Origin of the sequence: Streptomyces himastatinicus ATCC 53653, from assembly GCF_000158915.1 — a bacterium.
GTDB classification, from domain to species: Bacteria; Actinomycetota; Actinomycetes; order Streptomycetales; family Streptomycetaceae; genus Streptomyces; species Streptomyces himastatinicus.
Map to the genome: position 1 here is coordinate 520985 of NZ_GG657754.1, position 17302 is coordinate 538286.

Sequence of the window (17302 nt, forward strand, 5' to 3'; positions counted from 1 at the left end):
CAGCCCCACCCCGGGCGGCAGTGGGCCGAGCGCGGCGGACGGCACAAGGACCCCGCCCGGGACCCGAGGCCCCGCCGGCGGGCGACCTACACCCGCCCACATGGAGTCAGGCACCTCTTCGCCGCTTACGACCTGGGCAAGGACAAGCTCTACGGCCACATCAAGCCGAAGAAGAAGCGGACCAGGTTCCTGGAGTTCTGCTGCGCGGGGCGGCGTGACCGCACGCACGGACCGGGAGCACCAGGAGCTGCTGCGCCTGACCGATGCAACGGCAGCGCTTGACCAGGCCCGCTCAATCGTCCGCGACGGAACACCGAAATCCGGCGACCAGCGGCTCCTCGCCCTGGCCTATTGCATGCTCACCTTCGGCGAAATGCTCAAACAGGCATCTCACGGCACTGTGACACAGGCATACAGCGGCCCCATCGCACTGCGCGACAAACTCGCTCACGTCCCGCACCGCAAGCTCAACGTCGAAGTACTCGCCGCCTCCGTCGAACAAGCCACAGCCGAGATCCTCAGCGCTTGCCGAAAATGTCATCCGCCCTGGTGGGAGGTGGTGCGCGCGGTGTACCGGAGGTCGGCCGGCGAAGTCGCCAAAACAGGCGCTCTCACGAGGCTGGCGGTCTCCGCGGCAAGATGATCAACCGTGCTGCTGCGACTGGCTTACCTCGGCGTGACGAACGCCTTCGCGATGCTTCGCCTGCTGCCGATGTCCGACCGGGACAAGTGCGCGGAGATCCTCGCGCTGCGCCACCAGGTCACCCTTTTGGAACGTCAACTCGGCAAGGGCAAGGCCCGGTCCACGCCCAGCGATCAGGCATTCCTGGCGGCGCTGCTGCACCGGCTACCACTTCACGTCCTGCGAAGATTACGGCTGCTTATACGCCCAGACACGGTGCTGCGTTGGCACCGCACCCTCATCGTGCGCCGCCATGCCTGAAGGGTGTCAATATTCCGATCAGGCTGCTGAGCTGGGTGTTTCCTGTGGATGGTGAGGCAGCCGGGGTGGCATGGTGTGGTATTCGTTGAGCAGTCCGCCTAGTATCTGGCGGCATCTGACCGTGGCGGCGGGTAGAGGGATGCCGTTCGGGTGGTCGTCTGGGGCTCGTAGGTCGAGGCTGCGGTGGGCCCGTCCGGTGTTGTAGTGCTCGGCGTACGTGGTGAGGACGGCACGAAGGTGTCGTTCGCCGGTGATGAGGAGTCGGTCGGTGCATTCGGCACGGGCTGTGCGTATCCATCGTTCCGCGAACGCGTTTGACCGGGGGCTTTGCGGCGGGGTCGGGATGACGGCTGTGCCATTGCCGGCGAAGACAGCGTCGAACGCGGCGGTGAACTTGCTGTCCCGGTCACGGATGAGGAACCGGAAGCACCCAGCTCTGTCGCCGAGGTCCATGAGCAGATTGCGAGCAAGTTGGGTGACCCATACGCCGGTCGGGTGGGCGGTGACACCCAGGACGTGAACGCGCCGCGTGGCGATCTCCATGACGAAGAAGACATAGAGACGCTTGAGGAAGACGGTCTCTACGTGCATGAAATCGCAAGCGAGCAGCGTGTGAGCCTGTGAACGGAGGAAGAAACGCCAGGTCTGCTGGCTTGCTCACTGCAGTGCGGGCGGTAGACCGGAGCTGCGCAGAACGCGTCGGATAGTCGCAGCGGCGACCCGATGACCAAGCCGACGCAACTCACCTTGGATCCTGACATACCCCCAGGTCGGGTTCTCTCTCGCCAGGCGCTGGATGAGCGCAACTGTCTCTTCCTGCAACGGTGGCCGACCGGGCCTGACCGGTGTTTGGCGCCACTTCCACCGCACCAGATGGCGGTGCCAGGTCAGCAGAGTGCCCGGGGTGACCAGTCGATGGCGACGTAAGGCGGGTGGCAGGTGCCGTGCGAGAGCGGAGAGCACGGCACGATCGGCCCATGCGAGCCGCGGCCGCTGGACCTGCCGACGAAGCACAGCGACCTCATGACGAAGGGCAAGGATCTCGGCGTTGTTCGTGGCGGTCGATCGACCCAGCAAAAGGAAGCAGCCCAGTAGTCGGCAGAAGATCAGGTAGAGCAGTCGCACACCCGCGATCACTGATCATGCCCACACCTGAGCGATCGCAAAGCTCCAGGTCAGCCACCATACGGCAATAAAGGCACCCTTCACGTCAGGGCCCTCGACGGGATGGTTGTTCCACGTGTGCGGCGCACACCCGCCGGTCACCTCCAGGACGCCCGAGCCGGTGGTCGGCGGTCAGGGAAACCGCCCCTGCGCCGCCGCAGAGCAGTCCATCGACGCCGTCGGGGCGTCGGAGATGCGGCGGTCAAGTCGCGAAGAGAGCCTGAAGGGTGGCGAAGATCGAGGGCGGTATGACCAACTTCGGGTCGTCCTTCATGACACCGCTCATGCCGAGGTAATCGGTCATGTCACCGAGGATTCCGGCGCCGCCGATCCCAGTCGGCGCCACGGGCTCAGTGATGCGGGCTGTCCCCGAAGGCCGTCACGGTGAGGAAGCGGATGGGCAGTTCGAGCAGGATCTCCGGGCCGTGCGGGGCCTCGCCGTCGAACTGGAGGGCGTCGCCGGGGCGCAGGGTGTAGCTGGACTTTCCGTGGCCGTAAACCATCTCGCCCTCCAGCATGTAAATGATCTCCGTGCCGGCGTGCTGGAAGAGCGGGAAGACCTCGCTCTCCTCGGTGAGGGTGACCAGCAGGGCGTCCATGCGTTTGTGGGCGCCCCGGAGCGAGCCGAGCTGGTCGTACTCGTGGCCGACCTTGGTGCCCCGTCGGACGATGCGGGCGCCGTGTCCGGCGGGGACAAAGACCGCCTCGCGTTCGTCGTCCATACCGCGGAACAGGGCGGTGACCGGGACGTCGAGACCGCGTGCGAGCCGGGAGAGGGTGGTGAGGCTGCACGCGGTCTGGGCGTTCTCGATCTTCGACAGCATGGCCTTGGAGATGCCGACCCGCTGCGCCATCTCGCCGACGGAGAGCCCGGCCGCCTGGCGGTACTCACGGGCCCGGACCGCGATGACGCGCTCCAGGGCCTTGTCGTCGGGGTTGTCGGATTCCTCGGCGGGGGTGGCGTGCTCGGTCACCGGCGCATCCTATGCCGTGCGCCCCAGACGGAAGCGGGGGTGGGGCTCGGCGCGGCCGGTGGCGAGGTCGGCGGCCATCGCGCCGATGAGGGGGGTGAACTTGGCGCCCTGGCCGGAGCAGGCGGAGACGATGACGAGGGGGCCGTGCCGGTCGAGGACGAAGTCCTCGTCCGGGGTGGTGGTGTAGAGACAGGTCGCCTCGGCGACCGGGTCGGGCGCGAGGCCCGGGAGCCGGTCGCGGACGAACTCGCTCACCCTGGTGCGCGAGGAAGCGTCGACGACGCCGGTGCGGGTGGTGGCCGTGGTGGGGGTGCCGCGGTCGTGTTCGGCGACCTTCATCGCGGGCAGCGGACCGCCGTCGCTGCCGGAGGGCAGGCCGTACGTCTGCGTCGTCTCGTCCTTGAAGACCAGGGTCGGCCACACGACGGACGGGTCCCGCTGCCGGAAGTGGAAGACCTGCTGCTGGGTCACCGTCAATGGCGGTAGGGGGACGGGCAGTTCGAGTTCGGGCAGCCCGGCCGCGATCACCACCGTGTCGGCGGTGAGTTCACGGCCGTCGTCCGTGCGCAGCACGGCCTTCTCCCCCACGTCGAAGCCCGTGACCCGGACGCCGGTCCACGCGTCCGCCCCGTGCTCGACGGCCCGGCGCACACACGCCGCGACCGTCTGGTCGGCATCGATCACGCCTGCGTCCGGGTGATACAGCACCGGCCCGTCGAAGCGGACGTACGGCCAGCGCTCCGACGCGGCCTCGGCGCCCAGGAGTTCGTACGGCACTCCTGCCGCGCCCAGCACCCCGGCAAGTGCCTCCGGATCGCGCCCCTCCCCCAGGTCGAGGCCACCGGTGGTGCGCAGCAGGGGAGTTGAGTCGTCCTCCTCCAGCTCGCGCCACTGCTCGTACGCCCGGCCGGTCAGCCCCACATACAGCGGGTCGGCGTACGCCCGCCGGAAGATCCGCGAGCTGCCGTGCGAACTGCCGTGAGTGTGTCCGATGTCGTACGCCTCGACGAGTGCGACCTCGTGGCCCCGCCGGGCGAGTTGCCATGCGGTGGCCGCCCCCATCAGCCCCGCGCCGACGACGGCGATCACAGGCCCTCCCCGGGGATCCAGTTCGTACCCGCGAGCGGGACGCGGGCCATGGCGGCGGATTCGATGGTAAGGGCAACCAGGTCCTCGGGCTCGAGATGCAGGAGGTGGGCCTTGCCGCAGGCACGGGCGAGGGTCTGGGCCTCCATGGTCATCACACGGAGGAAGTTCGCAAGCCGGCGACCGGCCTCGACGGGGTCCAGGCGGGCGGCGAGCTCCTCGTCCTGGGTGGAGATGCCAGCCGGGTCGCGGCCGTCCTGGTAGTCGTCGAAGTAGCCTGCCGCGGAGCCGAGTTCGCGGTACTGGGCGTCGTACTTGGGGTGGTTGTCGCCGAGCGCGATCAGCGCGGCCGTGCCGATGGCGACCGCGTCCGCGCCGAGGGCGAGGGCCTTGGCCATGTCGGCGCCGCCCCGGATGCCGCCGGAGACGACCAGCTGGACCTCACGGTGCACGCCCAGCTCCTGCAGCGCCCGCACGGCCTGGGGCAGGGCGGCCAGGGTGGGGATGCCGACGTGCTCGACGAAGACGTCCTGGGTGGCGGCCGTGCCGCCCTGCATGCCGTCGACGACCACGACATCGGCGCCCGCGTGCACGGCCAGCTTGACGTCATAGTAGGTCCGGGTCGCGCCGACCTTCACATAGATCGGCTTCTCCCAGTCCGTGATCTCGCGCAGTTCAAGGATCTTGATGGCGAGGTCGTCCGGGCCGGTCCAGTCCGGATGGCGGCAGGCGCTGCGCTGGTCGATGCCGATGGGCAGCGTACGCATCCCAGCGACCCGTTCGGTGATCTTCTGCCCGAGCAGCATGCCTCCGCCGCCGGGCTTGGCGCCCTGGCCGAGGACCACCTCGATGGCGTCGGCGGCCCGCAGGTCGTCGGGGTTCATTCCGTAACGTGACGGCAGGTACTGGTAGACGATGTGCTTGGAGTGCCCGCGCTCCTCGGGGGTCATACCGCCGTCACCGGTGGTCGTGGACGTACCGACCTCACTGGCACCACGGCCGAGCGCCTCCTTGGCCTGGGCGGAGAGGGCGCCGAAGCTCATGCCGGCGATGGTGACGGGGGTGGCGAGGCACAGGGGATGCTTGGCGTGCCGGGCACCGAGGACCACGTCGGTGTCGCAGCGCTCGCGGTAACCCTCCAGCGGGTAGCGGGACATGGAGGCGCCCAGCAGCAACAGGTCGTCGAAGTGCGGGAGTTTGCGCTTGGCGCCCCACCCGCGGATGTCGTAGGTGCCGGTCTCGGCGGCACGCTGGATGGCGTGGATGGTGGCGCGGTCGAAGGTCGCCGACTCGCGCAGGCCGTGGGATGCGGGTTCCATGTGCGTCGAACTCCCTCAGTACACCGTCGTGTTGTCGACCTTGAAGTGGTACAGCTCCCGCGCCGAGCCGTAGCGGCGGAAGTCCGCCGGGTCCTCGTCCCGCTCGGCCGCCTTCAGCAGCTCGGCGAGCTCGGCGAGGTGTTCGGGCCACATCTCCTTCTCCACGCAGTCCGCGCCAAGGGACTTCACCGTGCCGCGCACGTAGATGCGCGCCTCGTACAACGAGTCCCCGAGCGCGTCACCCGCGTCGCCGCATACCACCAGGCGCCCGGCCTGCCCCATGAACGCACTCATGTGGCCGACGTTTCCGCCGACGACGATGTCCACGCCTTTCATCGAGATACCGCACCGCGCGGAGGCGTCCCCGTCGATCACGAGCAGTCCCCCGCGGGCGGTGGCCCCGGCCGACTGGGAGGCGTTGCCGTGCACGCGCACCGTGCCGGACATCATGTTCTCGCCGACTCCGGTGCCGGCGTTGCCGTGGACGGTGACCGTGGCGCGCTGGTTCATGCCGGCGCAGTAGTAGCCGACGTGGCCCTCGATGTCGACGGCGAGATCCTCCCGGATGCCGCAGGCCACGGCGTGTGCGCCGCGGGGGTTGAGGATCCGCCAGGACGTGGCCTCGGGCGCGTGGAGGGCCTGATTGAGCTCCCGTACCGGCGTTTGGACCAGGTCGATCAGCGTCGCCATACGTACACCTCTTCCGGTTCGGGTTCGAAGATGCGGGAGTTCTCGATGCCCGGGAGGACGTCCAGCGCCCGGTACTCGGAGGCCATCGCCACCCATGCGTCGGTCTCGGCGACCAGGGCCGGCTTACAGGCGATGGCGTCGCGGACGACTGCGAAGGAGTCGCTGGTGGACACCAGCAGCGTGTAGAAGCCGTCGAACCGCTCGCACAGCAGCCGCAGCGCCTTCTCCAGGTCGGCGCCCTGTTCCAGCTGGTGGGCGATGAAGCGGGCGCCGACCTCGGAGTCGTTCTCGCTGTCGAACCTGACGCCCTGGGCGCGCAGTTCGCGGCGGATGGTGGCGTGGTTGGCGAAGGAGCCGTTGTGCACGAGGCACTGACCGGGGCCGACAGAGAAGGGGTGGGCGCCTTCGGGGGTGACGGCGGACTCGGTGGCCATGCGGGTGTGTCCGACGCCCTGCCAGCCGGTGACGGACGCGAGTCCGAAGGACTGCGCCAACTCCACCGGATTTCCAGTGCCTTTGAGCACAGCCATATCCATACCGGACCCGATGACTGTGGCGTGCGGCAGCGCATCGGCCACCGCGGCGAGCAAGTCCGTGTCCGCGTGCACGACCGTCGTCGCGTCGGCCTGGACGGCGACGGCGCCCGGCAGCGCGGCCTCCGCCTCGGCGGGCGTGCCCCCGAGCAGCGAGACGACCTCGCGTCCCGGCGGGGACAGCCGGGGGTCGCCGTAGACCGCGACACCCGCCGAGTCGGGGCCGCGCTCGACGACCTGGCCGAGCATCGCGGCCAGCAGCTCGCCGAGCCGGGGTTCAAGTGAGGGCTCACGCAGATGGAGCCCCACGATTCCGCACATCTCAAGTCCCTTCGGAATGCGGTCGGAAGACGGGGGCGGTCAGAAGGCGGTCAGATAACGGTCGAGCTCCCAGGGGCCGACCGTGGCGTGCCAGTCGAAGAATTCCTCGCGCTTGAGGTCGGCAAAGTACCGGCTCACCCCCGGACCGGCCGCGTCCAGGGCGCCGCTGATCACCTCGTCCGCCTGGAGTGCCTCGACGGCGTGCAGCAGCGTCGGCGGGAGTTCCGGGCCCTTGCCCCCAGCGCTGGGCTCACCCGGGTCCAGGCCGCGCTCGATGCCGTCGAGACCGGCGGCGAGGGCGACGGCAACGGCGAGGTAGGGATTGGCGGCGCCGTCTCCGCCGCGCAGCTCGACGCGGTTGCCGTCGGGGACGCGGACGAAGTGGGTGCGGTCGTTGCCCCCGTAGCCCGCGATCCGTGGCGACCAGGTGGCACCCGAGCGGGTGGAGACCGCGCCGGTGCGCTTGTAGGAGTTGACGGTCGGCGCGATGACGGCCTGCAGTCCCCGCGCGTGCTCGACGATCCCGGCGACGAAGGAGTAGGCGAGCGGCGAGAGGCCGAGGCCACGCTCGTCCGTGCCGTCGAGAAAGGTGGGCTCCTCGCCCCGCCACAGCGACATGTGCAGGTGCATGCCGGTACCGGTGCGGTCGGTGAACGGCTTCGGCATGAACGTGGCGGTCATGTCCCGCTGTTCGGCCAGCACGGAGACCAGGTAGCGCAGAGTGATGACCCGGTCGGCGGTGGTGAGGGCGTCGGCGTGCTTGAAGTTCTGCTCGAACTGGCCGTTGCCGTCCTCGTGGTCGTTGGCGTAGTTGCCCCAGCCGAGGGAGTTCATCGCACCGGAGACCGCGGTGAGGTGGTCGTACATACGGGTCAACCCGTGGGCACCGTAACAGGGTTGGGCCGCTGTGTCCTTGGTGTCGGCGACGCTGAGCACGCCGTGCTCGTCCCGGTTGACGAGGAAGTACTCGACCTCGGCGCCCACGGAGAGGGACAGCCCTTGGCCCGCGGCCCGTTCCAGCAGCCGGCGAGGTCGACGGGCACGACATCGCCGCGATCGACCGCGCCTACGGCGAGGCGACGTCGACCATCGGCCGCCCCACCGCCATCATCGACGAAGGGGACGGGGGTGTACGAGCGGGCGTCGGGGCGGGCGATGACGTCGGGGTCGCTGGGCCGCTGGCCGAGCGCGCCGGCCGCGTATCCGGCGAACCCGGCGCCCTCGTCGCGGAGTTCCTCGACGGCCTGGGCCGGGACGAGCTTGGCGCAGGGTTTTCCGGTCAGGTCGACGAAGACGGCCAGGACGAACTCGATGCCGTCGGCGCGGACCAGTTCGGCGAGATCGGGGGCGGCGGTCGCCATGGGCCCCTCCTTGGGTGTCCACTGTCATGAATCAATGTTGCATATGAGTAGACACGCCTGGCATTACGGGGGGATTTCCGCCATGGAAGGTCCTGGTAAGCCGAAGGGCCGGGCCACCGCCCCGAAGAGGCGGAACTCGACCCTGATAGGCCGTCAGGAAGCGAGAGTGGACGGCTCGCTGGACGTCAGCTCTACCGAACCCCCGGAGGGACCCCGCACCCACAGCGGCTTCAGCCGGTACGTCAGCAGATACAGGACCACTCCCGCGCCGGCCGCGACGAACATGCTCAGGTCGCCCGCCCCCGGGAAGGCCTTGGAGAACGGCCCGGTATAGAAGCTGGACTGCCAGAACGGCACCGAGGCCGCCACGCCTCCGGCCCAGGCGACGAAGCCCCAGTCCAGCACCCGGTTTCGGTCGTAGAGCTCGGAGATACGCGACGGGTCGGAGCGGCCGCCGAGATAGAAGTCGAGGAGCAGGATGGCCGCGAAGGGCGCGATGAAGTACGCGGTGAGGTTGAGGAAGACCTTGAACTTGTCCTCCGTGCCCGACTCGCCCCAAAGGCTGATCGCGTAGGCCAGCAGACAGATCACGGTGACCGCCTGGGAGCGGCTGACCGGCACCTTCAGCGTCTGGACGGAAATCGCGCCGCCGTAGACGTTGAGGAAGTTCTGCGCGAGGGCGGACAGGCCAACGGCGAGGAGCGCCGGGATCGCGAAGGGGCCCGCCAGTTCGTGCAGGGCGGTGATCGAGTCGGAGCTGGTCGCGCTGCCGCCGACGACCACGCCCAGGATGCCGAGCCAGCAGATGGTGACGAAGTTGCCGAGGCCGGTATACCAGGCGGTGCGGGTGACGACCTCGGGGGTATCCGGCAGATAGCGGGAGTAGTCCGAGGCGAACGGCGCCCAGGCCACCAGGAAGGACAGGAACCAGCCGCCGAAGGTGATCCAGCCGCCCGTGGAGCCGATGTAGCCGGGCGCCTTCGGGTCCGCATGGAAGAAGCTTCCGCCACGCACGACCGCGACCACGGTGATCAACAGGAACAGCGGGGTGAGGACGTAGGTCAGAACCTTCTGGAGGTAGTTGATCATGTTGTAGCCGTAGATCGACACCACCAGCTCGGCCGCCGTGAGCACCCCGGCGCACAGCCAGAACGGCAGATGGGTCAGCTCGGCGAACGCCTTGCCGCCCAGGATGACCGTGACCGCCGCCCAGCCGACGCCGGCGAAGACGTTGATGTATGCCACGGGCAGGAAGTTGCCGAAGAAGCCGAGCGGGCCGCGGGCCTGGATCTGCTGCGGCACGCCGAGTCGTACACCCATCCGGGACATCACGGCCATCAGCAGCGAGCCGAGCGCCGCCCCGATGACGATCGCGGTGACCGCGGCCGAGAAGCTCAGCCCGAACCAGGCTGCGCTGAAGCCGAGCAGGATGATGGGGAAGTTGAGACCGGCCGCGAACCAGACGAAGAACTGCGAACTCGGCCTGCCGTGACGCTCGTTGTCGGGAATGTGCTCGACACCGAAGGGCTCGACCTTGGTGACCGCGCTGCCATAGACCGGCGCCGGTGTTCCTTCTGTCATGCGGTGCTCCTGCTTTCCGAAACTCTTTCCGAAGAGGGGGTCACCACGGCAACGGCGCCGTGTGCGAGATGTCGAAGAAGCCGCCGCCGCTGTAGACCAGCGGGGCGAGGTCGTCGCAGCGGGCGGAGACCACCCGGCCGGTGAACACGGTGTGACTGCCGGCTTCGAGCCGCTCGCCGATCTCGACCTCCAGCTGCGCGCAGGAGCCGTCGATCAGCGGAGCCCCGAAGTCGCCCGGCGTCCAGCTGACCTGCGCGAACTTGTCCTCACCCTTGGAGGCGAAGACCTTCGACGTCCAGCTGGTCGGCGGCCAGGATGCTGATGCCCAAGTGGCTCCCCCGGTGCAGCGCGGGATGGGTCGCGGAGCTGCGCTGGACACAAACCAGCACCATCGGCGGGTCGAGCGAGATGCTGGAGAAGGCGTTGACCGCGAGCCCCTTCGGGGTGCCCTCGTCGTCCGTGGTGACCACGGTGACGCCGTGATGAACTTGCGATGCACTCCACGCACCAGGTCGGCGTCGACCGCCGTCTGATGACCAGTGGTGATGATCCCGAGCGCCTCCAGCAGCTGCCGGGAATCGAAGGTCACCCACTCCTCGGCGACCGACGGCCCGTCGAAACGGGCGAAGGTCGCACCCGACACCTCGACCGGCTTGCCAGTGGGCGGCACCCCCAGGAAGGCGCCGGTGTGCCGGCCGGTGCTGCGCCAGCGGATCGCCAGCCGGTCGCCGTCCTCGACGATGTCCTCGATCTGGGTGCGCAGGTCGGGGAAGGCCTCGCGCATGGCCAGGATCGAGTCCTTGAGCTGGTCACGGTCCTGTGTCACGGACGCGGGGCCACGGCGGCGGACATAGGTGGGGCTGAGCAGGTCGTCCAGGGCCTCGACGTACCCCTGGTCCCAGGCGGCCCGCCAGGCGGAGCGGATCCGGGAGGTGCGGTCGGCGGGGCCGGCGGAGCGGTCAAGAGTGTGGGTCATTGCGGTCCCATCAGTGAAGCTCTTGTATGGCAGAGGACGGTAGGGAGGGGGTAGTCCGGTGTCAACACCCCGTTCAGCAAAGCTCGCCGATTCCTGCAAGGACGATCAAAGGCACAGGTCAGACTTGTTTCCGGATGGTTAACCCTTGACGCTCCCGATCCGGACTCCTAGCCTCGCTGCCATGGCACAGTGAGAGAGGGAAGGTCACGGAATGCGGCTCTCGATATCCCACAACCTCGGAGCGGCCGACCGGCCCTGCAAGTGGCCCCAAGTCACGGACGACGCAAGGTGCTTCGCGGTCGTGGACCAGGCCATGCAGAGGCTTTCCGCATGAGCGGCCTCGTGCGGAAAGTGGTGACCGTCGTCGACGAGGTCCTGCTGGAGCTCGGGCGTCCGGTGGCCACTCCGGTGCAGCGGGTCGCAGCCGCCGCGGTGATCCGCAACCCGTGGGCCGGCCGCGGCTTCGTCGCCGACCTTGTGCCGTTCAGAAACGCGTCGCTGCTGGTCATGCCGCATACCTGTACTCATTGATCAGGCCACCAAGGACACGGGTCTGGAGCAGCCGTCCTGGGGTTTTCAGGTCGGTCAGCGGCGCAGTGTGGTGGTCGGCGAGGGGAGGTAGTTGCTCTCGGGCCTGATGCGGTCGATGTCCGTTGTAGTGTCCGGCGTAGGTGCTGAGAACACGGAGAACGTTGAAGGTGCCAGAAACCTCGTCCGTGCTGGTCACGACGCCGGAATGCTGCAGCGGCCCGCCGCTCAACCATGGCAGAAGTGGAACCACCGCGCCCGTTACCGACTCACCCTCCCCCACACCAGCATTGGTGGAGTGCTGCTGCGACTGCTCTACCTGGCCTTGACGAGCATGTTCACCCTGTTACGACTCATGCCGATAAGTGACCGCGACAAGGACGCCGAGATCCTGACGTTACGCCACCAACTTGCCGTACTACAGCGGCAGACCGACAAACAGAAGCTCACCTGGCCAGACCGTGCACTGCTGGCCGCCCTCCTACATCGCCTCCCCCGGGTACGCCTTCGTCAACTACCGCTGATCGTCTCGCCTGACACGGTGCTGCGGTGGCACCGGGAGCTGCTGCCCGCCGCCACGCAAAGGCTTCCCGCCCCAAACGGCCGGGACGGCCCCGCACCGTACGATCAGTCCGTGCTCTTGTGCTACGGCTCGCGCGGGAGAATCCCAGCTGGGGCTATCGGCGAATCCATGGCGAACTCGCCTCCCTCGGGATCAAGGTGGCCGCCGCCACCGTGTGGAACATCCTCAAGGAACACGGCATAGCCCCAGCACCCGAGCGCGACCACACCACCTGGGCCGCCTTCCTGCGCTCCCAGGCCCAGGCAATCCTCGCCGCAGACTTCTTCGAGACCAAGACCCTGAGCGGAGCGACGCTGTACGTCCTCGCGGTGATCGAGCACGCCACCCGCCGCGTGCGGATCCTCGGCGCGACGGCACACCCCACCGCCGCCTGGGTCACCCAGCACGCCCGCAACATGGTCATGGACCTCCAAGACGCAAACATCAATGCGAAGTTCCTGATCCGGGACCGAGACGGACGGTACCCGGCATCCTTCGACACCGTCCTGCAAGCCGAAGGCGTCAAAGTCGTCCAGACCGGCGTCCGCATACCGCGCATGAACGCGATCATGGAACGCTGGGTGCGCTCATGCCGAACCGAACTCCTCGACCGCACCCTCATCTGTAACCAGACCCACCTCCTCCACGCGCTACGCGAATACGAGACGTTCTACAACGAGCACAGACCCCACCGCACTCTCGCAAGCGCCGCACCACTCCACCCGCTACCCGAACCGATCACGGAACCCGACCAGCTCACCCATCTCCACGTCCATCGACGCGATCACCTCGGCGGCCTCCTGCACGAGTACCGCCACGCCGCGTGACCAGCACGGACGCAGTTCTTGGCACCTACACGGCTCCGACGCAGCCGAGGATCCCGTCCAGCGTGCCGAACTCCATGCAGCGCACGCCCATGGCGCCCCGGGCGTGCAGGATGCTCTCCAGGCGTCTGCGGTAGGAGCAGCCGGTGCGAAAGACGAGGATCCGAGGGTCGCGCAGCACGACGTCCAGGCCGGTGACCCGGCGTGCGGTGATGAGGACGAGGCGCTCCTCGCACACCGGGGTCTGCATCAGGTCGGCGCGCCGCACCGGGTCGCTGACCAGTGCGCCGTCGAGGCGGTATTCCAGGACGTCGCGGACGAGTTGCTCGGTCGGGCCGGTGATCAGCGAGAGGTCGACGCGGGGGCATTCCTGGGTGAAGGCCGCGAGCGCCGCCGGAAGCCGCAGGCCAGCGGTGCTCTCCATGGATCCGATCCGCAGGGGCCCGCACGGATCACTCTCGTCGCCGATCACATGGTGTGCCTCATCGACGAGTCTGCTGATGCGCTCGGCGTACGGCAGCAGCTGCTCTCCCGCATGGGTGAGGGCGACGCCCCGTGCGTGCCGACGGAACAGCGGGGCGCCCAGCTCCTTTTCCAGCGCGTGGACCCGGGCGCTGACGTTGGACTGCACCGTGTGCAGTTCCTGGGCGGCTCTGGTGATCCCGCGCGTGCGCGCGACCGCCAGGAAGATCCGCAGGTCGGAGAGCTCCATGTCGACCTCCACATGAACCGGGGCAGGAGCATACCCGCGGGCCGTGACCGGGCCCGGTGCTGTCAGCGGCCGGGGACGGGCAGGAGGCCCTCGGTGTACTGGGCGCGTCCGAAGCCGAAGGACCAGTCCTGGGACCCGTTCTCGAAGATGGAGACGAAGACGTCCTCGCCACCGATGCCGAGGGGTTCCAACTGCTCGGCGATGGCCCGGAAGACGTGTTGCTTGACCTCGGTCGTGCGCCCTTCCTGGGTGAAGATCTGGATCATCACGAGCCGGTCGCTGCGGTCGAAGCCGAGGCCGGCGTCGAGGGCGATGACATGGTCGGCGTCGTGCTCGGTGACGATCTGGAATCTGTCCCGCTCAGGAATGTTCAGCACGTCCACCAACGCGCGGTGCGTCGCGTCGGCGATCGCCCGCAGCTCGTCGGGGCGTCGCCCGCGGATGAGATCAATACGTACCAAAGGCATGCCAGTGGCTCCTTGCCGGTGTGGTGCGGGAGGGGCTGTGGGTGTGGGCGGATCAGCGAAGCAGCGGCACCCATGTGCCGTGGTCGGCGACCGCCAGCGAGGACGACAGGCCGGCCTCGTAGAAGGCGTGCTCGACGTCTGCCCGGCCTTCGGAGAAGTGGGCCCAGCCGTCGTAGTGAGCCGGGATGACGATGTCCGCGCCGAGGACGGCTGCCGCGGCGGCGGCGCTGCGGCTGTCCAGGGACAGCGGTCGGCCGTCGAACTTCGCCGGGACGCGTGCTGCGCCCGCGTGCAGGACGGCGGCGTCGATGCGTGGCATCTTGCGGGAGATGTCCGCGACCGTGCGGATCGAGGCGTTGTCGCCGCTCACGTAGACGGTGGGAAGCCCCTGCCCGGACAGCACGAACCCGATGACCTCGCAGTTGACGTTTCCGTCGGCGTCGCGTTCGCCGTCCTCGGGGCCGTGGACCGCGGGGACCGCGGTCACGGTGAGATCGCCGCCGCCGTCCGGGCGCGGCAGGGCGTGGCCGGCCCACGGGGAGAGTCCGACGGCCGGTGCTCCCAGGCGTTTGGCGGCCACGGGCCCGGTGAGCACCATCGGAGCCGTCTTGGCGAAGGCGCGTCCGCGCTCGTCGAGGTTGTCCGCGTGTGCCTCGTGGCTGACCAGGACGAGGTCGACCGGCCCCACCCCGTCCTCGTCGACGGCGGGTCCGACGGTTTTGACGAGGTACCCGTAGTCACCGGGCTCGTCGAAGGTCGGATCGCTGACGATGCGCAGTCCGCCGATGTCAATGACGGCTGTGGGGCCGCCCAGGATGGTGATCGCGCTTTCCTGCCGGGGCAGGCTCGTCGTGCTCATCGGTGTCCTCGCTGCATGGTCCGGTTCTGTGGGGTCGCACTTGGACGCTAGTGACCGCCTGGCCCGGGTGGAAATGCCTGTCGCGCGCACTCCATGCACGTGGGGCATGGATGCAGGGTGCGACATGCGTCGGCCAGTGGTCAGAGGCCGCCAGCAGTCGTTGGCGGCTGCGAGGATCTAGAACTCGACGGCCACTACGTGGGCTGCGCGGCGGCGTCCAGGAACCGGCGGATGAGCGTGCGCTGGGCGTCAGCCAGGTAGACGAGGCTGACCGGGCTCAGCGGCGCGTCAATCAGGGGGACGAAACGCAGGGCAGGGTGCTGGGTGCGGCGCTGCGCGACCTCGGGGACGATACCGATACCACGGTTGGCGGCCACCGTCTCCAGCCACTCATCGTAGTTGGCCGTCTCGATGATCTGGGCCGGGCGCCGGTCGGTCGGCCACGACCAGGGGCCGGTGGTGCCGCTGACCGTGTTCACGACCAGCGGCCAGTGCTGCACGTCCGACCAGTCCAGATGGCCGAGACGGGCCAGAGCGCAGTGCTCGGAGCACACCGCGATACGCGGCTCGTCGTCCAGCCGCACAATGCGCGCCCCTTTGGGTACGTCGACATCCCCCCGGACCAGGGCGATGTCGACGGTGTGCTGCCGCAGGGCCTGGAGAGGATCGTCGGTACGGGTCAGGGCGACCGACGCACCCGTGATCTCCTCGAAGCGGCTGATGGTCTGCTGCGCCCAGGGGTCGGGCAGCAGCCAGCTGAAGCCGAGGCGCAGCGTGACGCGGTGGCTCACCACCGCGAGGGCCTCGTCCAGGGCCGCGAGCACCCGCTCGGCGTGCACGAGGAACTCCGTGCCGGTGTCGGTCAGTTCGACGTGCCGCGAGGAGCGGTCGAGCAGGCGGACGCTCAGCTTGCCCTCCAGCTGCGCGATGGTACGGCTCAGCGCCGGCTGCGTGATCAGCAGTTCCTCGGCGGCCCGGGAGAACGAGCGATGGCGGGCCACGGACGTGAAGGCCCGCAGGTGCCGCAGTTCCACATCCATGCCCTCGGTACCCCTCTCACGGTCCATGCCTGCGACGCATAGCAGCAGCGTAACCGGCATTTCACAGCCTCGCGTGCGCTGCCTAGCGTCGAAACCGGCCCGTGAACTCCGCCAGGAAGGTGCCCCAGGAGTGAAGTCCTCAGCAACCGTGCAGTCACCGGCGACCGGGAAGGTATCGGCTCAGCCCCGCCCGGGAGCACCATCGCCGTGGGAGACCGTCGCTCAGGCCGCGGCCGCCCTCGCCGTGGCGATGGGGATCGGCCGGTTCGCCTACACCCCGATCCTTCCCCTCATGCACGAGCAGGCCGGACTGTCCTCGGCGCTCGGGGCGAACCTGGCCACGGCGAATTTCATCGGCTACCTCGCCGGTGCCCTGACCGCCATCACCGCCCCCGGCCTCGTGCGGTCCACCCTGGCGCTGCGCGGTTCGCTGCTGGTCCTGGTGGCGACGCTGGCGCTCATGCCGGTCACGCACGACGGAACCGCCTGGTTCGTCCTGCGTCTGGTGGCCGGTGCCGCCAGTGCGCTGGTCTTCGTGATCGCCGTCGGCGCGATGCTCTCCCGTCTCCAAGCCCACGCCCACCACCTGGTCGGCTGGGCCTTCGGCGGGGTCGGTGCCGGGATCGCCCTGTCCGGCCTGCTGGTCGTCGCCGTGCAGGCCGCCTCCACCTGGCAGGCCGCGTGGTGGACGTGCGCCGTGCTCGCGGTCGTACTCACGACGCGCGCCTGGCCGCTCCCCCCGGAACCGGAAGTCACCGGTTCCGGGGCGCGAGCAGAGCAACAGGCCGAACGGCCCCGTACCCACCGCTGGTTCCTCGCCCTGCTCGTCAGCTACACCTTCGAGGGCATCGGCTACATCATCGCCGGGACCTTCCTGGTCGCCGCGATCCAACAGGGCGTGGGCGGCTGGCTCGGCGGCGGAGCCTGGATCGTGGTCGGCCTCGCCGCCCTTCCCTCCTGCGCCCTGTGGACCGGCCTGGCCCGCCGCTGGTCCCGGCCGGCCCTTCTGCTCGTCTCGCTGACCATCCAGGCCGTCGGTATCGCCCTGCCGGCGCTGCGCGGCGGCGCCACGTCCGCGCTCGTCTCCGCGGTGCTGTTCGGCGCCACCTTCATGGGCGTCAGCACCATCGCCCTGTCCATCGGCAGCCATCTGCAAGTGCCCCGGGCCGTAGCCCTGTTGACCGCCGGATACAGCATCGGCCAGATCCTCGGCCCACTGCTGGCCGCCCCGCTGCTCCACCACGGCTACGAGCAAGCGCTCCTGCTCGGCAGCGCGATGGTCGTCGCCGCCGCAGTCGCGTCCGCCGCAGTCTGCATCCGCTTCCCGCACCACCTCAGCCCCGTGACCGCACCGGCCTGACA

18 protein-coding genes and 4 pseudogenes are annotated in these 17302 nt (G+C 68.9%); 6 read left to right on the forward strand and 16 right to left on the reverse strand.

Features of this window, described 5'->3' with window-relative positions; translation table 11 throughout:
• The 3 genes and pseudogenes from SSOG_RS57815 to SSOG_RS02190 form a co-directional block, all read left to right on the forward strand.
• Positions 1 to 201: pseudogene (locus tag SSOG_RS57815) on the forward strand (IS630 family transposase); the annotation flags it as partial.
• Between the two features lie 13 nt (positions 202 to 214).
• Complete coding sequence (locus tag SSOG_RS52075; RefSeq protein WP_009712556.1) at positions 215 to 643, forward strand: hypothetical protein; 429 nt, start codon at positions 215 to 217, stop codon at positions 641 to 643.
• A gap of 6 nt (positions 644 to 649) precedes the next feature.
• Positions 650 to 943, forward strand: a complete 294-nt coding sequence (locus tag SSOG_RS02190; RefSeq protein ID WP_039936363.1) for a hypothetical protein — start codon at positions 650 to 652, stop codon at positions 941 to 943.
• An 18-nt stretch (positions 944 to 961) separates the two neighbouring features.
• On the opposite strand, the pseudogene SSOG_RS58205 reads toward SSOG_RS02190, so the two are convergent.
• From SSOG_RS58205 to SSOG_RS55465, 12 genes and pseudogenes are all read right to left on the reverse strand, one after another.
• Positions 962 to 2053 (reverse strand): annotated as a pseudogene (locus SSOG_RS58205) (integrase core domain-containing protein).
• Positions 2054 to 2457: 404 nt separating this feature from the next.
• A complete protein-coding gene (locus SSOG_RS02200) occupies positions 2458 to 3081 on the reverse strand; it encodes a helix-turn-helix domain-containing protein (RefSeq protein ID WP_009712559.1) in 624 nt (207 codons plus the stop codon).
• A gap of 9 nt (positions 3082 to 3090) precedes the next feature.
• Complete coding sequence (locus SSOG_RS02205; RefSeq protein ID WP_009712560.1) at positions 3091 to 4170, reverse strand: FAD-dependent oxidoreductase; 1080 nt, start codon at positions 4168 to 4170, stop codon at positions 3091 to 3093.
• A complete protein-coding gene (locus SSOG_RS02210) occupies positions 4167 to 5486 on the reverse strand; it encodes an FMN-binding glutamate synthase family protein (protein ID WP_009712561.1) in 1320 nt (439 codons plus the stop codon). The genes SSOG_RS02205 and SSOG_RS02210 overlap by 4 nt, the downstream gene beginning before the upstream one ends.
• Before the next feature lie 15 nt (positions 5487 to 5501).
• Positions 5502 to 6176 carry a GltB/FmdC/FwdC-like GXGXG domain-containing protein gene (locus SSOG_RS02215; protein ID WP_009712562.1) on the reverse strand — a complete coding sequence of 225 codons (675 nt, stop codon included), beginning with the start codon at positions 6174 to 6176 and terminating at the stop codon, positions 5502 to 5504.
• Complete coding sequence (locus SSOG_RS02220) at positions 6164 to 7030, reverse strand: class II glutamine amidotransferase (protein WP_009712563.1); 867 nt, start codon at positions 7028 to 7030, stop codon at positions 6164 to 6166. Before SSOG_RS02220 ends, SSOG_RS02215 begins: the two co-directional genes overlap by 13 nt.
• 39 nt (positions 7031 to 7069) lie before the next feature.
• Entirely contained in the window at positions 7070 to 8014 is a 945-nt protein-coding gene (locus SSOG_RS02225; RefSeq protein ID WP_245606197.1) for a type III glutamate--ammonia ligase, read from the reverse strand.
• A complete protein-coding gene (locus tag SSOG_RS55455) occupies positions 7903 to 8391 on the reverse strand; it encodes a hypothetical protein (RefSeq protein ID WP_245606198.1) in 489 nt (162 codons plus the stop codon). The genes SSOG_RS02225 and SSOG_RS55455 overlap by 112 nt, the downstream gene beginning before the upstream one ends.
• Positions 8392 to 8544: 153 nt before the next feature.
• Positions 8545 to 9972: a purine-cytosine permease family protein gene (locus tag SSOG_RS02230; protein WP_009712565.1), complete on the reverse strand. Its 1428-nt coding sequence runs from the start codon at positions 9970 to 9972 to the stop codon at positions 8545 to 8547.
• A 40-nt stretch (positions 9973 to 10012) separates the two neighbouring features.
• The gene (locus SSOG_RS58210) at positions 10013 to 10351 is read right to left on the reverse strand and encodes a flavin reductase family protein (RefSeq protein ID WP_425385455.1); all 339 of its coding nucleotides are present in this window, start codon (positions 10349 to 10351) and stop codon (positions 10013 to 10015) included.
• Positions 10239 to 10565: a flavin reductase family protein gene (locus tag SSOG_RS58215; protein WP_425385456.1), complete on the reverse strand. Its 327-nt coding sequence runs from the start codon at positions 10563 to 10565 to the stop codon at positions 10239 to 10241. The genes SSOG_RS58210 and SSOG_RS58215 overlap by 113 nt, the downstream gene beginning before the upstream one ends.
• Positions 10566 to 10588: 23 nt before the next feature.
• A pseudogene (locus SSOG_RS55465) lies at positions 10589 to 10948 on the reverse strand (ester cyclase); the annotation flags it as partial.
• 330 nt (positions 10949 to 11278) lie between these two features.
• On the opposite strand from SSOG_RS55465, the gene SSOG_RS46495 reads away from it, so the two are divergent.
• Both SSOG_RS46495 and SSOG_RS02245 read left to right on the forward strand, forming a co-directional pair.
• Positions 11279 to 11479 (forward strand): amino acid synthesis family protein, encoded by a 201-nt coding sequence (locus SSOG_RS46495; protein ID WP_009712567.1) that lies wholly within the window; start codon positions 11279 to 11281, stop codon positions 11477 to 11479.
• A gap of 295 nt (positions 11480 to 11774) precedes the next feature.
• Positions 11775 to 12865: pseudogene (locus tag SSOG_RS02245) on the forward strand (integrase core domain-containing protein).
• Positions 12866 to 12890: 25 nt separating this feature from the next.
• Here the strand turns inward: SSOG_RS02245 and SSOG_RS02250 are convergent.
• The 4 genes from SSOG_RS02250 to SSOG_RS02265 form a co-directional block, all read right to left on the reverse strand.
• Positions 12891 to 13574 (reverse strand): LysR family transcriptional regulator, encoded by a 684-nt coding sequence (locus SSOG_RS02250; RefSeq protein WP_039940505.1) that lies wholly within the window; start codon positions 13572 to 13574, stop codon positions 12891 to 12893.
• Between the two features lie 62 nt (positions 13575 to 13636).
• Positions 13637 to 14041: a tautomerase family protein gene (locus SSOG_RS02255; RefSeq protein WP_009712571.1), complete on the reverse strand. Its 405-nt coding sequence runs from the start codon at positions 14039 to 14041 to the stop codon at positions 13637 to 13639.
• A gap of 52 nt (positions 14042 to 14093) precedes the next feature.
• A complete protein-coding gene (locus tag SSOG_RS02260; RefSeq protein WP_009712572.1) occupies positions 14094 to 14900 on the reverse strand; it encodes an MBL fold metallo-hydrolase in 807 nt (268 codons plus the stop codon).
• A gap of 194 nt (positions 14901 to 15094) precedes the next feature.
• Positions 15095 to 15940 (reverse strand): LysR family transcriptional regulator, encoded by an 846-nt coding sequence (locus tag SSOG_RS02265; protein ID WP_039940506.1) that lies wholly within the window; start codon positions 15938 to 15940, stop codon positions 15095 to 15097.
• A 250-nt stretch (positions 15941 to 16190) separates the two neighbouring features.
• Here SSOG_RS02265 and SSOG_RS02270 point away from each other — a divergent pair, with 250 nt between their 5' ends.
• Entirely contained in the window at positions 16191 to 17300 is a 1110-nt protein-coding gene (locus tag SSOG_RS02270; protein ID WP_009712574.1) for a YbfB/YjiJ family MFS transporter, read from the forward strand.
• Positions 17301 to 17302: the final 2 nt, after the last annotated feature.

Coding starts and splice junctions, on each gene's coding strand:
- SSOG_RS02265 (WP_039940506.1), bottom strand. CDS start 15,940: ATGGATGTGGAACTGCGGCACCTGCGGGCCTTCACGTCCGTGGCCCGC.
- SSOG_RS02215 (WP_009712562.1), bottom strand. CDS start 6,176: ATGGCGACGCTGATCGACCTGGTCCAAACGCCGGTACGGGAGCTCAAT.
- SSOG_RS02270 (WP_009712574.1), top strand. CDS start 16,191: ATGGGGATCGGCCGGTTCGCCTACACCCCGATCCTTCCCCTCATGCAC.
- SSOG_RS02250 (WP_039940505.1), bottom strand. CDS start 13,574: ATGGAGCTCTCCGACCTGCGGATCTTCCTGGCGGTCGCGCGCACGCGC.
- SSOG_RS02220 (WP_009712563.1), bottom strand. CDS start 7,030: ATGTGCGGAATCGTGGGGCTCCATCTGCGTGAGCCCTCACTTGAACCC.
- SSOG_RS02260 (WP_009712572.1), bottom strand. CDS start 14,900: ATGAGCACGACGAGCCTGCCCCGGCAGGAAAGCGCGATCACCATCCTG.
- SSOG_RS55455 (WP_245606198.1), bottom strand. CDS start 8,391: ATGGCGACCGCCGCCCCCGATCTCGCCGAACTGGTCCGCGCCGACGGC.
- SSOG_RS02210 (WP_009712561.1), bottom strand. CDS start 5,486: ATGGAACCCGCATCCCACGGCCTGCGCGAGTCGGCGACCTTCGACCGC.
- SSOG_RS46495 (WP_009712567.1), top strand. CDS start 11,279: ATGAGCGGCCTCGTGCGGAAAGTGGTGACCGTCGTCGACGAGGTCCTG.
- SSOG_RS02255 (WP_009712571.1), bottom strand. CDS start 14,041: ATGCCTTTGGTACGTATTGATCTCATCCGCGGGCGACGCCCCGACGAG.
- SSOG_RS02230 (WP_009712565.1), bottom strand. CDS start 9,972: ATGACAGAAGGAACACCGGCGCCGGTCTATGGCAGCGCGGTCACCAAG.